The organism is Cellulomonas sp. NPDC058312, assembly GCF_042880135.1.
Lineage (GTDB): Bacteria > Actinomycetota > Actinomycetes > Actinomycetales > Cellulomonadaceae > Cellulomonas.
The window spans coordinates 795,937-813,201 of record NZ_JBHVZE010000002.1; the positions used below are offsets into that span (position 1 = coordinate 795,937).

General features: G+C 74.9%; 17 protein-coding genes. 9 read left to right on the forward strand and 8 right to left on the reverse strand.

The genetic code is table 11. The features are described from left to right. Positions 1-67: 67 nt before the first annotated feature. Positions 68-1,399, reverse strand: a complete 1,332-nt coding sequence (locus tag ACFVXN_RS08160; protein WP_389230041.1) for an oligosaccharide MFS transporter — start codon at positions 1,397-1,399, stop codon at positions 68-70. After that, on the reverse strand, positions 1,396-2,415 hold the full coding sequence (locus tag ACFVXN_RS08165) for a family 43 glycosylhydrolase (RefSeq protein ID WP_389230044.1): 1,020 nt from the start codon (positions 2,413-2,415) through the stop codon (positions 1,396-1,398). Before ACFVXN_RS08165 ends, ACFVXN_RS08160 begins: the two co-directional genes overlap by 4 nt. 248 nt (positions 2,416-2,663) lie before the next feature. Between ACFVXN_RS08165 and ACFVXN_RS08170 the strand changes: the two genes are divergently transcribed. Next, positions 2,664-3,836: an AI-2E family transporter gene (locus ACFVXN_RS08170; RefSeq protein WP_389230047.1), complete on the forward strand. Its 1,173-nt coding sequence runs from the start codon at positions 2,664-2,666 to the stop codon at positions 3,834-3,836. A gap of 203 nt (positions 3,837-4,039) precedes the next feature. On the opposite strand, the gene ACFVXN_RS08175 is transcribed toward ACFVXN_RS08170, so the two are convergent. After that, entirely contained in the window at positions 4,040-7,102 is a 3,063-nt protein-coding gene (locus tag ACFVXN_RS08175) for a bifunctional [glutamine synthetase] adenylyltransferase/[glutamine synthetase]-adenylyl-L-tyrosine phosphorylase (protein WP_389230050.1), read from the reverse strand. 4 nt (positions 7,103-7,106) lie between these two features. Next, complete coding sequence (gene glnA, locus ACFVXN_RS08180; protein WP_389230053.1) at positions 7,107-8,444, reverse strand: type I glutamate--ammonia ligase; 1,338 nt, start codon at positions 8,442-8,444, stop codon at positions 7,107-7,109. A 95-nt stretch (positions 8,445-8,539) separates the two neighbouring features. Between glnA and ACFVXN_RS08185 the strand changes: the two genes are divergently transcribed. The 4 genes from ACFVXN_RS08185 to ACFVXN_RS08200 all read left to right on the forward strand — a co-directional run bounded on the left by ACFVXN_RS08185 (position 8,540) and on the right by ACFVXN_RS08200 (position 13,144). Next, positions 8,540-10,279 (forward strand): NAD+ synthase, encoded by a 1,740-nt coding sequence (locus ACFVXN_RS08185; protein ID WP_389230056.1) that lies wholly within the window; start codon positions 8,540-8,542, stop codon positions 10,277-10,279. Further along, positions 10,279-11,118, forward strand: coding sequence for a 3-methyl-2-oxobutanoate hydroxymethyltransferase (gene panB, locus ACFVXN_RS08190; RefSeq protein WP_389230059.1), 840 nt, complete (start codon positions 10,279-10,281; stop codon positions 11,116-11,118). Before ACFVXN_RS08185 ends, panB begins: the two co-directional genes overlap by 1 nt. A gap of 74 nt (positions 11,119-11,192) precedes the next feature. Beyond that, positions 11,193-12,224 (forward strand): endonuclease/exonuclease/phosphatase family protein, encoded by a 1,032-nt coding sequence (locus tag ACFVXN_RS08195; protein WP_389230062.1) that lies wholly within the window; start codon positions 11,193-11,195, stop codon positions 12,222-12,224. Between the two features lie 140 nt (positions 12,225-12,364). Continuing rightward, entirely contained in the window at positions 12,365-13,144 is a 780-nt protein-coding gene (locus ACFVXN_RS08200) for a M15 family metallopeptidase (protein WP_389230065.1), read from the forward strand. Between the two features lie 12 nt (positions 13,145-13,156). On the opposite strand, the gene ACFVXN_RS08205 is transcribed toward ACFVXN_RS08200, so the two are convergent. Beyond that, positions 13,157-13,333 carry an SPOR domain-containing protein gene (locus ACFVXN_RS08205; protein ID WP_389230068.1) on the reverse strand — a complete coding sequence of 59 codons (177 nt, stop codon included), beginning with the start codon at positions 13,331-13,333 and terminating at the stop codon, positions 13,157-13,159. 71 nt (positions 13,334-13,404) lie between these two features. On the opposite strand from ACFVXN_RS08205, the gene map reads away from it, so the two are divergent. The 4 genes from map (at position 13,405) to ACFVXN_RS08225 (ending at position 15,764) form a co-directional block, all read left to right on the forward strand. Further along, positions 13,405-14,277: a type I methionyl aminopeptidase gene (map, locus tag ACFVXN_RS08210; RefSeq protein WP_389230071.1), complete on the forward strand. Its 873-nt coding sequence runs from the start codon at positions 13,405-13,407 to the stop codon at positions 14,275-14,277. After that, positions 14,274-15,071, forward strand: coding sequence for a polyphosphate--glucose phosphotransferase (ppgK, locus tag ACFVXN_RS08215; protein WP_389230074.1), 798 nt, complete (start codon positions 14,274-14,276; stop codon positions 15,069-15,071). The genes map and ppgK overlap by 4 nt, the downstream gene beginning before the upstream one ends. A 44-nt stretch (positions 15,072-15,115) precedes the next feature. Further along, positions 15,116-15,511 (forward strand): VOC family protein, encoded by a 396-nt coding sequence (locus tag ACFVXN_RS08220; protein WP_389230077.1) that lies wholly within the window; start codon positions 15,116-15,118, stop codon positions 15,509-15,511. Positions 15,512-15,590: 79 nt separating this feature from the next. Next, positions 15,591-15,764 (forward strand): CsbD family protein, encoded by a 174-nt coding sequence (locus ACFVXN_RS08225; protein WP_389230080.1) that lies wholly within the window; start codon positions 15,591-15,593, stop codon positions 15,762-15,764. Positions 15,765-15,847: 83 nt separating this feature from the next. On the opposite strand, the gene ACFVXN_RS08230 is transcribed toward ACFVXN_RS08225, so the two are convergent. The 3 genes from ACFVXN_RS08230 to ACFVXN_RS08240 form a co-directional block, all read right to left on the reverse strand. Further along, positions 15,848-16,171, reverse strand: coding sequence for a hypothetical protein (locus ACFVXN_RS08230; RefSeq protein WP_389230083.1), 324 nt, complete (start codon positions 16,169-16,171; stop codon positions 15,848-15,850). A gap of 105 nt (positions 16,172-16,276) precedes the next feature. Then, on the reverse strand, positions 16,277-16,939 hold the full coding sequence (locus ACFVXN_RS08235; protein ID WP_389230086.1) for a cation transporter: 663 nt from the start codon (positions 16,937-16,939) through the stop codon (positions 16,277-16,279). Continuing rightward, positions 16,936-17,265 carry an ArsR/SmtB family transcription factor gene (locus ACFVXN_RS08240; RefSeq protein WP_389230089.1) on the reverse strand — a complete coding sequence of 110 codons (330 nt, stop codon included), beginning with the start codon at positions 17,263-17,265 and terminating at the stop codon, positions 16,936-16,938. The genes ACFVXN_RS08235 and ACFVXN_RS08240 overlap by 4 nt, the downstream gene beginning before the upstream one ends.

A 17,265-nucleotide genomic window follows, 5' to 3' on the forward strand; every position in this document is an offset into this window, starting at 1 on the left:
ATCCGTCTCCTCCCGTCGCGGCCGGTGGTCGAAGCATAGGCGAGCCACCGGCCGCGACGAGGCGCGTTCAGACCCCCGCGGCGACCTGCCCCGTCCGCGGTGCGGGCGCGTCCCCGGCCCCCTCACCGGGGGCGACCCGCGTGCGGTCGTCGGCCATCAGCAGCCGGGCGATCACGGTGACCACGACGATCACGCCCGCCATCACCACGTAGGCCGCGCTGAACCCGATGCCCTCGTACGCGAGGCCGAACACCGAGGCGAAGATCGCGATGCCGATCTGCTTGGCGAAGTTGAAGCCCAGCATGTAGGCCGTCGCCGAGATCCGGACGTCGAACATCCGGGTGATGTACTTCATCACCGACACCAGCAGGAACGGCATCTCGATCGCCGCGAGCAGACGCCAGGCGATCAGCAGCCACTCGTGCGTGAAGAACGCGGAGCCGAGCACGCGCACCAGCAGCACCGCGGCGAACACCATGAGGCCCTTGCGGGCGCCGATCTTGTTGACGATGAACGGCGCGGCGACCATGAACGCGGCCTCGGCGAAGATCTGCACCGCGACGACGCGGGAGAACAGCACCTCGGCGTCGCCGCTGGTGACGAACGTGGCGAAGTAGTTCGGGAACTGCTGGTCGAACACGTCGTACAGCGCGGCCGTGCCGAACATGAGGATGACGAACCCGAGGAAGTTCCGGTCCCGCAGCAGGCCGACGATGGTCGCCTTCGTGATCCGCGTGCCGCCCTGCTCCTCGGTCGCGCCCCCCGCGGCCTCGGCCCCGGCGCGCTCGGCCTCGTGCGGGACCCGGGCCAGGAACAGCAGCGTGCCGAGCACGATCGCCGACACGGAGCCGGCCCACCAGATGCTGTCCGGGTTGGCGGCCCAGATGAACCCGCCCACCAGCGCCGCGGTGCCACCGGCCAGCGAGCCGAACAACCGGGCGTGGCCGTACTCGTAGCCGTTGGCCCGGCTGGCCCGCTCGCTGAACGCCTCGACCACACCGACGCCCGAGTTCAGGCACAGGCTGAGGAAGATGCCGCCGACGACCGCCGCCAGGTACTCGTTGACGCCGATCAGCGGCTGGAACACCAGCACGAAGAACGGGCCCATGAACGCCGCGCACAGCACGACGAACGCGAACAGGTACTTCTTGAATCCGAGCCGGTCCTGCAGGTAGCCGTAGACGGGCTGGAGCAGCAGCGCCGTGATCGCGGAGACGGTGCTCACGACGCCGATGGCGCCGGTGCCCATGCCCTCGCGGGCGAGCCACAGCGGCAGGAACGTGAACGCGAGCTGCCAGATGGCGAAGTAGAAGAAGAACAGGCCGCCGTAGTTCCAGAACACGCCGCGCTTGAGCGACTCCAGCACGTTCGGGCGTCCGGTGGGGGTGGTGGTGCTCACTGCGGGTCTCCGGACGGGCTGAGGACCTCGGTGGAGGTCGGGGTGGGGCGGGTGTCGGGCACGGGCGTGCCCCACACGGGGTTGCCGTCGGCGTCGAACGGCAGGACCTGCGCGCGGGCGTGCCGGTTGGGGTCCCACAGCGGGTCGCCGACGATCTCGGTGTAGGTGCGGGCGTGGTACACCAGCACCGGCGTGCCGTCGGCCAGCTCGGTGAACGAGTTGTGGCCCGGCCCGTACTGGCCGACGGACGGGTCGGACACGAACACCGGGTCGGGGCTCTTCGTCCACGAGGCCGGGTCGAGGAGGTCGTCCCCGACGCGGGCGGTCAGCACGCCCATCGCGTAGTCGATGCCGGTCGCCGCGCCCGAGTAGGTGAGGAACACCCGGCCGTCGCGGACCAGGACCGAGGGGCCCTCGTTGACCCAGAAGCCCTTGACCTCCCAGTCGAACTCGGGGCGGGTCAGCTCGACCGCGGACGTGTCCAGGGTCCACGGGTTCGACATCCGCGCGATGTAGAGGTTGGAGTGGCCGCGCACGTCGAACGCCTGCTGCGCCCAGATCAGGTACTGCACGCCGTCGACGACGGTGCTGGTCGCGTCCAGCGCGAAGGACTCCCAGCCGGTGTCGACCTGCCCGCGCTCGACCCACTGCCCGGTGAACGGGTCCTCGGCGGTGTTCTCCAGGACGTAGACGCGGTGGTTGAACGTCTCGGCGGTCCCGGGCACGTCGACCGTGCCGTGGTCGTCCGGGGCCGCGGCGTAGTACACGTACCAGGCGTCGCCGATCCGGTGGATCTCCGGCGCCCAGATCAGGTGCGACTGCGACCCCTCGGCGTGGGCGTGCCAGATCGTGACCTCCTCGGCGCCCTGCAGGTCCTCCAGCCGCGCGGCACGACGCAGCACGATCCGGTCGTACGCCGGGTGCGACCCCGTGAAGTAGTACTGCCCGTCATGGCGCAGCACGCACGGGTCCGCACGCTGCAGCACGATCGGGTTGACGCCGACGCTGTCCGTCACTGTCGTCTCCTCGTCGAGACCCCGCGGCTGCCCCGGCTTGCTGCGCGGGACCGCGAGGAGGCTTCTCCATCGTTGTATGTTAACGCTAACAGAGCGTACTCCGGGCCCGGCGCGGGGTGAGGGACCGGGGTCCCGGGTCAGCCGCACGCCGTGTCGCACCGCCGCACCCCCGCCCGACGGCCGGGCGCCGGTAGCGTGACCGGCGCACCCCCGCACCCGCAACCCCGCGACCCCCGGAGCGCCCCGCCATGCCCGTCCCCGAGGACCCCACCGTCCCGGCCGCCGCACCCGCACCCCCGGCCGGCCGCTGGTCACCCGGCGCCCGGGACTCGCGCATCCCCCCGCGCTGGCTGCCGCGCGCGCTGACGATGGCGGTCGTCGCGGTGTTCGCCGGCATCCTCGTGTGGCGCGCCGCCTCCATGCTCGGCAACGTCATCACGATCATCGTCATCTCCTGGTTCATCGCCCTGGCGATGGAGCCGATGATCCTGTGGCTCGGCCGACGCGGCATCAAGCGGCCGCTCGCCACCGGCATCACGATGCTCGGCTCGCTGGTGCTCGGCATCGGCATCCTCGCGATGCTCGGCGGGCTGTTCGTCAACCAGCTCGTAGACCTCGTGCAGTCCATCCCCGGCTACTACGCCGACCTGCGCGGGTTCACCGCCGACCGGTTCGACGTCGCACTGCCCCGCACCGACGAGCTGCTGAACAACGCCGGCGACTACGTCGGCGACATCGCCCCGGGCGTCATCGGCGTCGGCACCTCGATCGCCGGCGGGCTGTTCACCGCCACCGCCGTGCTGCTCGTCGTCTACTACATGGCCAGCGCCGGCCCGAAGTTCCGCGCCGCCGTCTGCCGCTACCTCGCCCCGCACCGCCAGCGCGAGGTCCTCAAGCTGTGGGAGGTCTCGCAGGAGAAGGTCGCCGGGTTCATCACCTCGCGGATCGTGCTCGCCGCGTTCTCCACCGCCGCGACCTGGCTGTTCCTGGTGATCGTCGGGATCCCCTACGCGCTGCCGCTGGCCGTGTTCACCGGGCTGGTGTCGCAGTTCATCCCGACCGTCGGCACGTACATCGGCGGCGCCCTGCCGGTGCTGGTCGCCCTCACGGTCTCCCCGCTGCGGGCCCTCGCGGTGCTGGCGTTCATCATCGCGTACCAGCAGGTCGAGAACCTGCTGCTCACCCCGAAGGTCTCCGAGCGGTCCCTCGCCCTCAACCCCGCGGTCGCGTTCCTGTCGGTCATCGCGTTCGGTGCGGTGTTCGGGGCCCTGGGGGCGTTCCTGTCGCTGCCGGTGGCCGCGACCATCCAGGCCGTGATGTCGACGTACCTGCGCCGCCACGAGCTCGTCGACCCGAGCCTCCTCGAGGAGGAGGCCACCGGCCGCCCCAAGCCCGACCCGGCCCCCGACCCCACCCCCTGACCGGCCCGGCAGCCGCAGGGCCTGCTGCCGAACCTGCCGCACCTGCCACCACCCCGGGTGGATCCACCCCGGCCGTGGGTGGACGATCCGCGCTCCGACACGCCGGCGCGGCGCACCGGGTGGATCCACCCCGGGCGGGTGCGGGGGCGGGGGCGGGGCGGGTGCGGGGGCGGGGCGGGAGGCGGGGGCCGGGCGGGGCCGGGTCAGGTGTAGAAGAGGTGCTCGACGACCTGGCGGGACCGGCGGGAGGCGCGGAGCCAGGTGTCCTCGAGGTCCTGGCCGGAGCCGCTCTCGTAGCCGAGGACCGCGGCCAGGCCGGTGAGCACCGGGCGGTCGTGGGGCAGCACGTCGGCGTGGGCACCGCCGGTGCGGCCGGTCCACAGCACCAGGGCGTCGCGCAGCCGGGACGCGAGGTCCCACGCCTCGACGAGCACCAGGGCGTCGTCGGGCGCGATCAGCCCGGCCTCCCGCGCGGCCGCGAGGGCGTCGAGCGTGGACGTGGTCCGCAGGCCGGGGACCTCGTGGGCGTGCTGGAGCTGGAGCAGCTGGGCGGTCCACTCGACGTCGGCGATCCCGCCGCGGCCGAGCTTGACGTGCCGGGTGGGGTCGACGCCGCGGGGCAGCCGCTCGGCCTCGACGCGCGCCTTGATCCGGCGGATCTCCCGGACCGAGGCCGGGTCGAGCCCGCCCGGGGGGTAGCGCAGCGGGTCGACGAGCGCCACGAACCGCTCGCCGAGCGCGGTGTCCCCGGCCACCGGCCGGGCCCGGAGCAGGGCCTGGCTCTCCCAGACCAGCGACCACCGGGCGTAGTACTCGGCGTAGGCGTCGAACGAGCGGACCAGCGGGCCGTTGCGGCCCTCGGGCCGCAGGTCCGCGTCCACCTCGAGCACGGGCTCCGGGCCGACGGCGCCGAGCAGCTGCCGCAGCCGGGTGGCGACGCCGGTGGCGAAGTCCTGGGCGAGCACCGGCTCGGCGCCGGGCAGCGGGTCGTGCACGAACAGCACGTCGGCGTCCGAGGAGTAGCCCATCTCCCGCCCGCCGAGCCGGCCCATCGCCACGACGAGCATCGTCGTCGGGTCGGCGTCGAGGTGGCGGGCCACGCGCTCCTCCCAGGCCGCGACGCGCAGCGCGCCCGCGAGCAGCACGTCCGCGGTCGCGGTCAGGCTGCGGGACGCGCGGGTGCCGGTGACGACGCCCAGCACGTCGGCCGCGGCGGTGCGCGCGAGCTCGCGGCGCCGCAGCGCGCGCAGGGCGGTGACCGCGGGGACGGGCTCGGTGGCCCGGGTGAGCAGCGCGTCGGCCTCGGCGGCGAGCCGGGTCTGGCTGCGCGGTTCGAGCTCGGCGTCGCTGTCGAGCCACACCACCGACTCCGGGGACCGGGCGAGCGCGTCCGCGACGTACCGGGACGTCGACAGGGCGCGGGCCAGCCGCTCCGCCGCGGTGCCGGAGTCGCGCAGCAGCTTGAGGTACCAGTGCGTGCCGCCGAGCTCCTCGGACAGCCGCCGGAACGCGAGCAGCCCGCCGTCGGGGTCGGGCCCGTCGGCGAACCAGCCGAGCATCACCGGCAGCAGCTGCCGCTGGATCGCCGCGCGCCGGGACACGCCCTCGGTCAGCGCGGCGATGTGCCGCACGGCACCAGCGGGGTCGCGGTAGCCGATGGCCGCCAGCCGCTCGCGGGCCTCCTCCGGCGCGAGGCTGACCTCGGCGGCCGACAGCTGCGCGGTCGCGGGCAGCAGCGGCCGGTAGAACAGCTCCTCGTGCAGGTGCCGGACGTCGCGGCGCACCTGCCGCCAGCGGTCGAGCAGCCCGGTCGCGCCCTCGGTGCGCATCCCGACGGACCGCGCGAGCCGGCGCAGGTCGGGCTCGGCGGTGGGCATCAGGTGGGTGCGGCGCAGCCGGTGCAGCTGGACGCGGTGCTCGATGGCCCGCAGGAACCGGTAGCAGACGGCGAGCTGGGCGGCGTGCTCGCGCCCCACGTACCCGCCGGCGGACAGGGCGGCGAGCGCCGTCAGCGTGTTGCCGCTGCGGATCTCCGGGTCGGAGCGGCCGTGCACGAGCTGCAGCAGCTGGACGGTGAACTCGACGTCCCGCAGGCCGCCGACGCCGAGCTTGATCTGCCGGTCGGCCTCCGCGGCGGGCAGGTGCCGCTCGACGCGCCGGCGCATGGCCTGCGCGTCCTGGACGAAGTTCTCCCGGCGGACCGCCTGCCACACCATCGGGTTGGTCAGCTCCACGTACGCGCGGCCGAGCTCGACGTCCCCCGCGAGCGGCCGGGCCTTCAGCAGCGCCTGGAACTCCCACGTCTTGGCCCACCGCTCGTAGTAGCTGCGGTGCGAGTCGAGCGTGCGGACCAGCGGGCCGTCCTTGCCCTCGGGCCGCAGCGCCGCGTCGACGGGCCACAGCTCGGGCTCCCCCGACGGCCCGCCGCACGCCCGGGCCAGGGCGGTCGCGAGCCGGGTGCCGGCCGCCAGCGCCTCGGCCTCGTCGACGCCGGGCGCGGGCTCGGCGACGTAGACCACGTCGACGTCGCTGACGTAGTTCAGCTCGCGCCCGCCGGTCTTGCCCATGCCGATCACGGCCAGCCGGACGCGGGCGCCGTGGTCGTCGAGCTCGGCGCGGGCCAGGGCGAGGGCCGCCTCGAGCGCGGCGGCGGCCAGGTCGGCGAGCGCCGCCGCCACCCCGGGCAGCCGGGTCAGCGGCTCCCCGCAGGTGAGGTCGGTCGCGGCGATCCGCTGCAGGCGCTGCCGGTACGCGCGGCGCATCGCGTCGACGCCCTCAGCGCCGGCCACGGTGGCGACCGGGGTGGGCGACGCCGGGTCGGCGCCGACGGCGGCCAGCAGCTCGGCGCGGACCTCGGCGACGGGCACGCCGGTGCCGGGGGCGTCGTCGAGCACCACGTCCAGGTGCTCGGGGTGCGCCGCCAGGTCGTCCCCGAGGGCGACCGACGCCCCGACGACGGCGAGCAGCCGCTCGCGCGCGGACCCGTCCTGCGCGAGGGCGGCCGCGAGCCGCGACCGCCGCTCCCCCGTGACGGCACCGGCGATCTTCGCGAGCGACAGCAGCGCCTGGTCGGGGTCGGCGGAGTCCGCGAGGGCGGGCAGAAGCGACGCGGGGCCGGGGACGTCCTGCGTCCCCACGACCAGGTCGACCAGCGCCGCGTCGGCCAGCAGCCGCTCGGCGCGGGCGACGTCGGCGAACCCGGCGCGCGTCAGCCGGCCGGCGAGGGTCCCGCCCCGGCCGGTCGACGTCGAGCCCACGTCCGCCACCGCCTCAGAGCATCGGCAGGAACCGGCGCAGCTCGTACGGCGTGACCTGCGCCCGGTACTCCTCCCACTCCTGCTTCTTGTTCTTCAGCACGAAGTCGAAGACGTGCTCGCCCAGGGTCTCGGCGACGAGCTCGGACTTCTCCATCACCTCGATGGCCGCGCCCAGCGACGTCGGCAGCGGCTCGATGCCGAGCGCGCGTCGCTCGGCCTCGGTGAGCTTCCAGACGTCGTCGTCCGCACCCTCGGGCATCTCGTAGCCCTCCTCGACGCCCTTGAGGCCGGCGGCCAGCAGGACGGCGAACGCGAGGTACGGGTTGGTGGCCGAGTCGACCGCGCGGTACTCGATGCGCGCCGAGTTGGACTTGCCCGGCTTGTACATCGGGATCCGGACCAGCGCGGAGCGGTTGTTGTGGCCCCAGCAGACGTAGCTCGGCGCCTCGGCGCCGCCCCACAGCCGCTTGTAGGAGTTCGTGAACTGGTTCGTGACCGCGGTGATCTCGGCGGCGTGCCGCAGCAGGCCCGCGATGAACGAGCGCGCGGTCTTCGACAGCTCGAGGTGGCCGCCCGGCTCGTGGAACGCGTTCCGGTCGCCCTCGAACAGCGACAGGTGCGTGTGCATGCCCGAGCCCGGCTGGTCGGCCAGCGGCTTCGGCATGAACGAGGCGAACACGCCCTGCTCGAGCGCGACCTCCTTGACCACGGTGCGGAACGTCATGATGTTGTCGGCCGTGGTCAGCGCGTCCGCGTACCGCAGGTCGATCTCGTTCTGGCCCGGGCCGGCCTCGTGGTGGGAGAACTCCACGGAGATGCCCATCGACTCGAGCATCGTGATCGCGGCGCGCCGGAAGTCGTGGGCGGTGCCGCGCGGCACGTGGTCGAAGTAGCCGCCCTGGTCGACCGGCACCAGCGGCTGCGACGGGTCGGCGGGGGCCTCGAACAGGTAGAACTCGACCTCGGGGTGCGTGTAGAAGGTGAACCCCTGCTCGCTCGCCCGGGACAGCGCACGCTTGAGCACGTTGCGGGAGTCGGCCAGCGACGGCTCGCCCTCGGGGGTGAGGATGTCGCAGAACATCCGCGCGGTGCCGTGCCGCTCGCCGCGCCACGGCAGCACCTGGAACGTCGTCGGGTCGGGCTTGGCGATCATGTCCGCCTCGTACACCCGCGTGAGGCCCTCGATCGACGACCCGTCGAACCCGATGCCCTCCGAGAACGCGGACTCCAGCTCCGCCGGAGCGACCGCCACCGACTTGAGGGTCCCGAGCACGTCGGTGAACCAGAGCCGGATGAAACGGATGTCGCGCTCCTCCACCGTGCGGAGGACGAACTCCTGCTGCCTGTCCATGGGGGACATCCTGCCTGATCCTCCGGGCGGCGGGTGGCGCACGCGCCGACCTGCCGTCTCGCACCGCCCGCGTCACCCGCAATAGGCTCGTCGGCATGCCCGACCAGCCCGGCTCCCCCGCCCCCGCGCCCGCCCGTCCCGGCGCCCTGCGCGTCGCCCTCGCCCAGATCGACACCTGCGTGGGCGACCTCGCCGGGAACACCGAGGCCGTCCTCGCGTGGGCCCGCCGCGCCGCCGACGCCGGCGCCGACCTCGTGGCGTTCCCCGAGATGACGGTCACCGGCTACCCGATCGAGGACCTGGCGCTGCGCGCGTCGTTCCGCCGGGGCGCCGAGCACGCGCTCACCGAGCTCGCCGCAGCCCTCGCGGACGCCGGCCTGGGCGCGCTGACGGTGGTGGTCGGGACGGTCGGCGAGTCCACGACCCGCGAGCACGACGGCGCCCCCGCGCGCCCGACCAACCAGGCCGTTGTGCTCCGCGACGGCCGGGTGCACGAGCGGTACGACAAGCACCACCTGCCGAACTACGGCGTGTTCGACGAGTTCCGGATCTTCGCCCCCGGCGGCGGCCCGACTGTCGTCGAGGTCGCCGGCCGCCGCGTCGGTCTGCTGATCTGCGAGGACATCTGGCAGGACGGGCCGGTCGCCGAGCTGGCCGACGACGACCTCGACCTGCTGCTCGTCGTCAACGGCTCCCCGTACGAGGAGGGCAAGGGGCACATCCGCACCGACCTCGCCGCCCGCCGCGCCGGGGAGGTCCGTGCGCCGGTCGCCTACGTCAACATGGTCGGCGGCCAGGACGACCTGGTGTTCGACGGCGGCTCGTTCGTCATCGCGCCCGACGGCACGCTGCTGGCGACCGCGCCGCAGTTCGTCGAGCACCTGCTGACCTGGGACGTCCCGGCCCGCGGCGAGGCGCTCGCGCCCGGCTCGCTGGTGCCGCCGCTCGGCGCGGACGAGGAGATCTACCGGGCGCTGGTCACCGGCCTGGCCGGGTACGTGCGCAAGAACGGCTTCCGGTCCGTCGTGCTGGGCATGTCCGGCGGCATCGACTCCGCGCTGGTCGCCGCGATCGCCGCGGACGCGATCGGCGGCAGCAACGTCGTCGGCGTGTCGATGCCGTCCCGCTGGTCCTCCGACCACAGCAAGGACGACGCGCTCGACCTCGCGCAGCGGGTCGGCGCCGACTACCGGGTGCAGGCGATCAAGCCGATGGTCGACGCGTTCGAGGGCGAGATGGCGCTCGACGGCGTCGCCGCGGAGAACCTGCAGGCGCGGGTGCGCGGCGTCATCCTCATGGCGCTGTCGAACGCCGAGGGGCACCTCGTGCTCGCGACCGGCAACAAGACCGAGCTCGCGGTCGGCTACTCGACGATCTACGGCGACGCCGTCGGCGGGTACGCCCCGCTGAAGGACGTCGACAAGTCCCGGGTGTGGGCGCTGGCCCGGTGGCGGAACACCCACGCCGTCGACGCGGGCCTCGTGCCGCCGATCCCCGAGAGCTCGATCACCAAGCCGCCGTCGGCCGAGCTGCGGCCCGGGCAGGTCGACCAGGACTCGCTCCCCCCGTACGACCTGCTGGACCAGGTGCTGGACGCCTACGTCGAGCACGCGGAGGGCCGCGCCGAGCTGCTGGCCCGCGGGTTCGACCCGGAGATCGTCGACCGCGTCCTGTCGCTCGTGGACCGGGCCGAGTGGAAGCGCCGGCAGTACCCCCTCGGCCCGAAGGTCACGGCGCTCGCGTTCGGCCGGGACCGTAGGCTGCCGATCACCACGCGCTGGCGCGAGCCGATCGCCACCGCCAGCACGACCACCGAGCCCGTGGAGCAGCACTGATGTCCGACCAGCCGGCCCCGACCGCGTCCCCCGCCCCCGTCCGCCGGGTGCGCGTGCACCACCTCGCCGAGGCCAAGCAGCGCGGTGAGCGGCTGACGATGCTCACCGCCTACGACTTCGCGACGGCGCGCATCTTCGACGAGGCGGGCATCGACCTGCTGCTCGTGGGCGACTCCATCGGCAACACCATGCTCGGGCACGAGTCCCCGATCCCCGTGACCGTCGACGAGATGCTGCCCCCGACGCGCGCCGTGGTGCGGGCCGCCCGGCGCGCGCTGGTCGTCGCCGACCTGCCGTTCGGCTCCTACGAGTCCGGCCCCGCGCAGGCGCTCGCCACGGCGGTGCGCTACCTCAAGGAGGCCGGCGCGCACGCGGTGAAGCTCGAGGGCGGCACCCGCTCGGCCGCGCAGATCCGCGCGCTCACCGACGCGGGCATCCCGGTCGTCGGGCACCTGGGCTTCACCCCGCAGTCCGAGCACACCCTCGGCGGCCACCGCGTGCAGGGCCGGGGCGACGAGGCGGCCGAGCGGCTCGCCGAGGACGCCCTCGCCGTGCAGGAGGCCGGCGCGGTCGCCGTGGTGCTGGAGATGGTCCCGGCGCCGGTCGCGGCCCGGGTCACCGAGATCCTGCACATCCCCACCATCGGCATCGGCGCGGGCGCGGAGTGCGACGGCCAGGTGCTGGTCTGGACCGACATGGCCGGGATGGGCGACTGGTCGCCGCGGTTCGCGAAGCAGTTCGCAGCCGTCGGCCGGCTGCTCGGCGACGCCGCGCGGGCCTACGCCGCCGAGGTGCGCGGCGGGCAGTTCCCCGACGCCGACCACTCGTTCCTCAGCTGAGCGGCGACGCGGCGGGCCTGCGCGCCCCCTCGGGCCGCCCCGGCGCCTCTCGACCCGGGCGGACCGCGCTGGTCGTGGCGGGCGCGGTCCTGCTGCTCGTCCTCGCGGCTGCCCTCGTCGTCCTGCAGGCACCGGACCGCTGGGGGCTGGCCGGCGGCGCACCCGTCGCCCAGGTCGTGGCCCTGCGCGGCCTGCTCGCCGTGGTGCTGGCGGTGGGCGCGCTCGCCGCCGTGGGCGTGGCCGCGGCGCTCGTCCGGGTCGGCGCCCGCGCCGGTGTCCCGACCCGCGCCGGCGCCCCGCTGGCGCTGGCCGTCGCCGGGCTGCTCGCGGTCGGCGCCGTCGGCCAGGGGGCGGTCGTCGCCGCGCGCGGTCTCGGCCCCGGGCCCGGCGGGGCTTCGGTCGGCGACCCCGCGGACGCCGACCTGGTGGTGCTGTCGTTCAACACCCTCGACACCGTCGACGGGGACGCCCTCGCGCGGCTGGCGCTCGAGCACCGCGCGGACCTGGTCGTGCTGCCCGAGACCAGCGGCCGCACCGCCCGCGCCGCCGCCGCGGCCCTCACCGCCGCCGGTCGCCCGACCACCGCGCTGTCCGCCCCGAACACCGGGCACACCACCGAGGGCACCGCGGTGCTGTGGTCCGACGAGCTCGGGCCGCCGCAGCAGCACCGGACCGGCGTGCCCGCCCCCGAGCTGGGCTCGTTCGCCGTGACGCCCGCCGACGCGGGCTCCCGGGCGCCCGCCGTGCTCGCGGCCCTGCACCTGCGCGCGCCGTCCGACCTCGGGTCGATGGGCGGCTGGCGGGAGCACACCGCCGACACCGCGGCCCTCTGCCGGAACACCCCCGGCGCGGTCGTCGTCGGCGACCTCAACGCCACGCTCGACCACCCCGGCCTCGCCGACCTGGGCCCGTGCGTGGACGCCGCGACCGAGGTCGGCGCCGGCGGGCTCGGCACCTGGCCCGCCGACGCGCCCCGCGTGCTCGGCGCGCCCATCGACCACGTCCTCGCGGACGGCCGGGTGTGGCGGGTCACCGGCTACGCGGTGCTCGACGCCGTCGGCGGCAGCGACCACCGCCCGGTCCTCGCCCACCTCGCCCGCCGCTGATGCGCCCGCCGGTCGTCGCCCGCCCGTCGCCGCCCGCCCGTCACCCGCCGCCGAGATGGCAGACCCCGCCTGACTCCGCCCGCCGGCCCCCAGGCGCGTTCTGCCATCTCGGCGGGGGCGGGGGCCCTACGATTCCCGGCATGAGCGGCACGCGCGCGAGGGTGCGCCCAGCAGCAGGGGCGGCGCAGCCGGGGCAGCGGGCGCAGCCGGGGCAGCCGGGGCGGCGGGTGCCGGCCGGGTCCGCGCCCGTCCGGGGGGCGCCCGCGCGCGGCACCCAGCACGGGCGGCTGCGGCTGACCCGACGCGGCGCCGTGGTGCTCGGGACCGGAGCGCTCCTGGTCGTGGCGGTCCTGGTGTGGCTGGTCGTGCTGGCCGTGCGGCTGCTCGCCGGCCCCGGGGCGGAGGCGGTCACCCCCGTCGCCGTCCCCGACCCGGCCTGCGTGCCCACCGCGTCGACGTCGCAGAACTGCTGGCCGGTGTTCGCCGACGGCGCCGACCCGTTGCTGGAGATCTCCCCGTGGGTGACCGGCCGGCTCCGTGGCGGCGACGTCCGGACCGTGCTGGACCACGTCGCGGCCCGGTTCGACGCGGAGGTCGAACCCGTCGACGTGGACTCCTCGTGGGGCTGGGCGAACCGCTCGGTGCGCGGCGAGGGCGACGACGAGGGCGGCCTGTCGAACCACGCCTCCGGGACGTCGATCGACCTGAACGCCACCGAGCACCCGCTGGGGGCCCGCGAGACGTTCACCGACCGGCAGGTCGAGGCGATCCGGTCGATCCTCGTCGAGGTGGCGCCCGTGGTCGCCTGGGGCGGCGACTTCGGGGGCCGCGCGGACGAGATGCACTTCGAGATCGTCGGGAACCCGGCCGCGGTGGCCGAGGTCGCGGCCCGGCTGCGGGGCGAGACCCCGCCGGGCTGACGGGGCCGGAGGTCAGGCGTCCTCGCGCCGGTCCTCCTCGTCCCACGCCTCGCTGCGGGACCGCGCCTTCTCCAGCGCGTGCGCCGCGGCCTCGCGGGAGTCGTACGGGCCCATCAGGTGCGTCCAGGAGGACTGCTTGCCCTGCTCGATCTGCCCGGTCTCGGTGTTGTAGTAGAACTCGTCGGCCACGGTGCCCTCCTGGTGCGTCCGGCGGGCCGCCGGTTCCTCGGGGGCGGCCGCTGGTTCGTAGACTGCCAGGTATGACGTCCGTCCACGCGCCGAGGCCGGCGCTCGTCCCGGGCACGATCGGTCCCCGGCGACCCGTGCCCGCGTCCATCCCGCGACCCGAGTACGTCGACCGGCCCGCGCCGACCCCGTTCACCGGCAGCGACGTCGTCGAGCCCGAGGTCGTGGAGCGGATCCGCGTGGCCGCCCGGATCGCCGCGCAGGCGCTGGCGGAGGTCGGCCGGCACGTCGCCCCGGGGGTCACCACGGACGAGCTCGACCGGATCGGCCACGAGTTCCTGCTCGACCACCACGCGTACCCGTCGACGCTGGGCTACCGCGGGTTCCCGAAGTCGCTGTGCACCTCCGTCAACGAGGTCATCTGCCACGGCATCCCCGACTCCACCGTCCTGGCGGACGGCGACCTGGTGAACGTCGACATCACGGCGTTCGTCGGCGGGGTGCACGGGGACAACAACGCCACGTTCTTCGCCGGCGAGCCCGACGAGGAGTCCCGCCTGCTGGTCGAGCGCACCCGCGAGGCCCTCGACCGCGCGATCAGGGCCGTCCGCCCGGGCCGCGAGGTCAACGTGATCGGCCGGGTCATCGAGAAGTACGCGGCCCGGTTCGGCTACGGAGTCGTCCGCGACTACACCGGCCACGGCGTGGGCGAGGCGTTCCACTCCGGGCTGGTCATCCCCCACTACGACGCGGCCCCGATGTACGACCGCGTGATCGAGCCCGGCATGGTGTTCACCATCGAGCCCATGCTCAACCTCGGCACCCCCGACTGGACGACGTGGGACGACGGGTGGACCGTGGTCACCGCGGACCTGCGCCGCAGCGCCCAGTTCGAGCACACCCTGCTGGTCACCGACACCGGAGCGGAGATCCTCACACTCCCATGAGCACCCACACGCACCCCCACGCCTCGACGGCGTTCGGCATCGACATCGGCGGCTCCGGCATCAAGGGCGCCCCCGTGGACCTGACGACCGGCGAGTTCGCCGCCGACCGGATCCGCATCCCCACGCCCCAGCCCGCGACCCCGGCGGCCGTCGCCGCGACCGTCGTCGAGCTGATCGGCCGGTTCGACCTGCCGTCGGACACCCCGATCGGCGTCACGTTCCCCGCGGTCGTGCAGCACGGCGTCGCGCGGTCCGCCGCCAACGTCGACGGCTCGTGGATCGGCACCAACATCGAGCACGTCCTCGGCGACGCGCTCGGTCGCCCGGTGATCGCGGTGAACGACGCCGACGCCGCCGGCTACGCGGAGACGCTGTTCGGCGCCGCGCGCTCGACCTCGGGCGTGACGTTCGTCTGCACGCTGGGCACCGGGATCGGCACCGCGATCGTCGCCGACGGCGTGCTGGTGCCGAACCTCGAGCTCGGCCACCTGGAGATCGACGGCCACGACGCCGAGACCCGTGCATCGGACGCGGCGCGCGACCGCGACGACCTGGACTGGGCGCAGTGGGCGGAGCGGCTGCAGCGCTACTTCGGCGTCATCGAGGACCTGTTCTGGCCCGACCTGATCGTGGTCGGCGGCGGGGTCAGCAAGCACCACGAGAAGTTCCTCCCGCTGCTGCACCTGCGGGCCCCGATCGTCCCGGCGCAGCTGCGCAACGCCGCGGGCATCGTCGGGGCCGCGGCCCTGGCGGCGAAGGCCGGCACCCCCGTCGCGGGCGTCCGCGGCGACTGAGCCTCCCTCTGGCGGCTCCCGTGCCGCGGCCGTACGGTCGCGGCATGGGAGCCGTCGTGAGCGAGCTGTGCGTCGACGCCCGGGACCCACGGGCCCAGGCGCGGTGGTGGGCCGAGGTGCTGGGGTGGCGCGTCGTGCTGGACCCGGACGACGACGAGGTCGTCGAGCTGGTCCCCCCTGACGGGGCCGCGACCCCGTGGCTGTTCGCCCGCGTCCCGGAGGCGAAGCAGGTGAAGAACCGGCTGCACGTCGACCTGCGACCCCGGGACGGCGAGGACCAGGCGGGCGAGCTCGCGCGGCTGCTGGCGCTGGGGGCGACCCGGGTGGACGTGGGTCAGGCCGAGGTCGCGTGGCACGTGCTCGCCGACCCCGAGGGCAACGAGTTCTGCCTCCTGCACCGCACGCCGGCCGAGGTGGCAGCGGACGAGCACCCGGCCTGACCTGCGCCAGCGGATGCGACCCCGGGCACCGGGGCCTACCGTCGAGGCATCAGGTCAGGAACGTCGAAGGAGGACCCTCATGGGACTGGACGACAAGATCGAGAACGCCGCCGAGAAGCTCTCCGGCAAGGCGAAGGAGGCCACCGGCCGCGCGACGGACGACGAGCGCCTCGAGGCCGAGGGCCGGACCGACCAGTCGAAGGCGGACCTCAAGGACGCGGGCGAGAAGGTCAAGGACGCGTTCAAGCACTGAGCCGTTCCAGCACTCGGCCACCGCGCCGCCCGCCCCGTCCCCGGCTCCCGGGGGCGGGGCGGTGTGCTGCGTGACCCCGGCGGTCAGCCGTCCGCGGGTGTCGCGACCCGCACCGGTGCGCGGAACCGGGCCTCGCCCCGCCGCACCGGCAGCGGCTCCCACTCCCCCGCCTGCTCCAGGCCGACGACGTCCAGGTGCACCTGGGCGATGTCCGCGAGCGGCACCGGGAAGTCGGGCGAGGTGGTGCGGCTCTCGGCCAGCGGGACGTCGTCGTCCGCGACCAGGGTGAGCGTCCAGGTCAGCACGGCCGGACCCGCCCGCACCGGCGAGTGCACCAGCACGTGCCGGGCCTGGGCCGCCTGCACCCCGCTGAGCGCCGCTATCCGTGGCAGCCGTCGCTTCCTCATCGGTCGTCCCCCTGCACCTGCTCCGGCGGGCCGTCACCTCCAGCCCACCCCAGGGTGACGTGTCAGGGGCGTCCGGGGTGGGACCTCCGGCCCGGCGCGCGCCGGTCAGCGCTCGTGCCGACCCTCGCCGACCAGCTCCGCCAGGGGCGTCCCGCACGCGTCGCCCCGCCAGGCCTCGATCCCCTCGCGCACCGCGAACGCCGCGATCAGCAGCGCCGCGACCGGGTCCGCCCACCACCAACCGAGGGTGCCGTTGAGCAGCAGCCCGAGCAGCAGCACCGCGGACAGCACCGAGCAGAGCAGGGTCTGCCGGGAGTCGGCGACCGCCGAGGCGGATCCGAGCTCGGTCCCGGCGCGGCGCTCGACCCAGGACAGCGCCGGCATCACGAGCAGACTCACGGCCGCGAGCACGACGCCGACCGTAGACCCGTCGGGCCGCGCGCCCGTCACCAGCGACCGCACCGCGTCCACCGTGACGAACGCGGCCAGCCCGAGGAACGACACCGCGATCAGCCGCATCGCCGTCCGCTCCCGGGACTCGGGGTCCGGCGCCGCGAACTGCCACGCGACGGCGGCCGCGGACAGCACCTCGACCACCGAGTCCAGCCCGAAGCCGATCAGCGCCGACGACGACGCCGCGCGCCCGGCGGAGATCGCCACGACCGCCTCGACGACGTTGTACGCGATCGTGCCGGCGACGACCCACCGGATCCGGCGCCGCAGGACGGCGCCCCGGTCCGCAGGCAGCGGGTGCGCGGCGGCGGTCATGCGCAGGTGCAGTCGTCGGCGCAGCAGGACGGGTCCACCGCCAGCGCGAGGCCGAGCAGGCCGCCGAGCGCGGGCGCGAGCTGCTCGTCGGCGAGCCGGTACCAGGTGCGTCGTCCCTCGGGGACCGCCGTGACGAGCCCGCAGCCGCGCAGGCACGCCAGCTGGTTCGACATCACCTGCCGGGACACGCCGAGCGCGTCCGCCAGGTCGGACGGGCAGGCCGGCGCCTCGCGGAGTGCGAGCAGGACGCGGGCGCGGGTCGGGTCCGACAGCGCGTGCCCGAGCCGGGCGAGCGCGGCGGTGTGCGTGAGGGTGACGGTCTCCAC

What these genes read in the sequence shown, in the direction of transcription:
- ACFVXN_RS08170 (WP_389230047.1), top strand. Translation starts at nt 2,664, where the DNA reads ATGCCCGTCCCCGAGGACCCCACCGTCCCGGCCGCCGCACCCGCACCC.
- glnA (WP_389230053.1), bottom strand. Translation starts at nt 8,444, where the DNA reads ATGGACAGGCAGCAGGAGTTCGTCCTCCGCACGGTGGAGGAGCGCGAC.
- ACFVXN_RS08185 (WP_389230056.1), top strand. Translation starts at nt 8,540, where the DNA reads ATGCCCGACCAGCCCGGCTCCCCCGCCCCCGCGCCCGCCCGTCCCGGC.
- panB (WP_389230059.1), top strand. Translation starts at nt 10,279, where the DNA reads ATGTCCGACCAGCCGGCCCCGACCGCGTCCCCCGCCCCCGTCCGCCGG.
- ACFVXN_RS08200 (WP_389230065.1), top strand. Translation starts at nt 12,365, where the DNA reads ATGAGCGGCACGCGCGCGAGGGTGCGCCCAGCAGCAGGGGCGGCGCAG.
- map (WP_389230071.1), top strand. Translation starts at nt 13,405, where the DNA reads ATGACGTCCGTCCACGCGCCGAGGCCGGCGCTCGTCCCGGGCACGATC.
- ppgK (WP_389230074.1), top strand. Translation starts at nt 14,274, where the DNA reads ATGAGCACCCACACGCACCCCCACGCCTCGACGGCGTTCGGCATCGAC.
- ACFVXN_RS08220 (WP_389230077.1), top strand. Translation starts at nt 15,116, where the DNA reads ATGGGAGCCGTCGTGAGCGAGCTGTGCGTCGACGCCCGGGACCCACGG.
- ACFVXN_RS08225 (WP_389230080.1), top strand. Translation starts at nt 15,591, where the DNA reads ATGGGACTGGACGACAAGATCGAGAACGCCGCCGAGAAGCTCTCCGGC.
- ACFVXN_RS08230 (WP_389230083.1), bottom strand. Translation starts at nt 16,171, where the DNA reads ATGAGGAAGCGACGGCTGCCACGGATAGCGGCGCTCAGCGGGGTGCAG.
- ACFVXN_RS08235 (WP_389230086.1), bottom strand. Translation starts at nt 16,939, where the DNA reads ATGACCGCCGCCGCGCACCCGCTGCCTGCGGACCGGGGCGCCGTCCTG.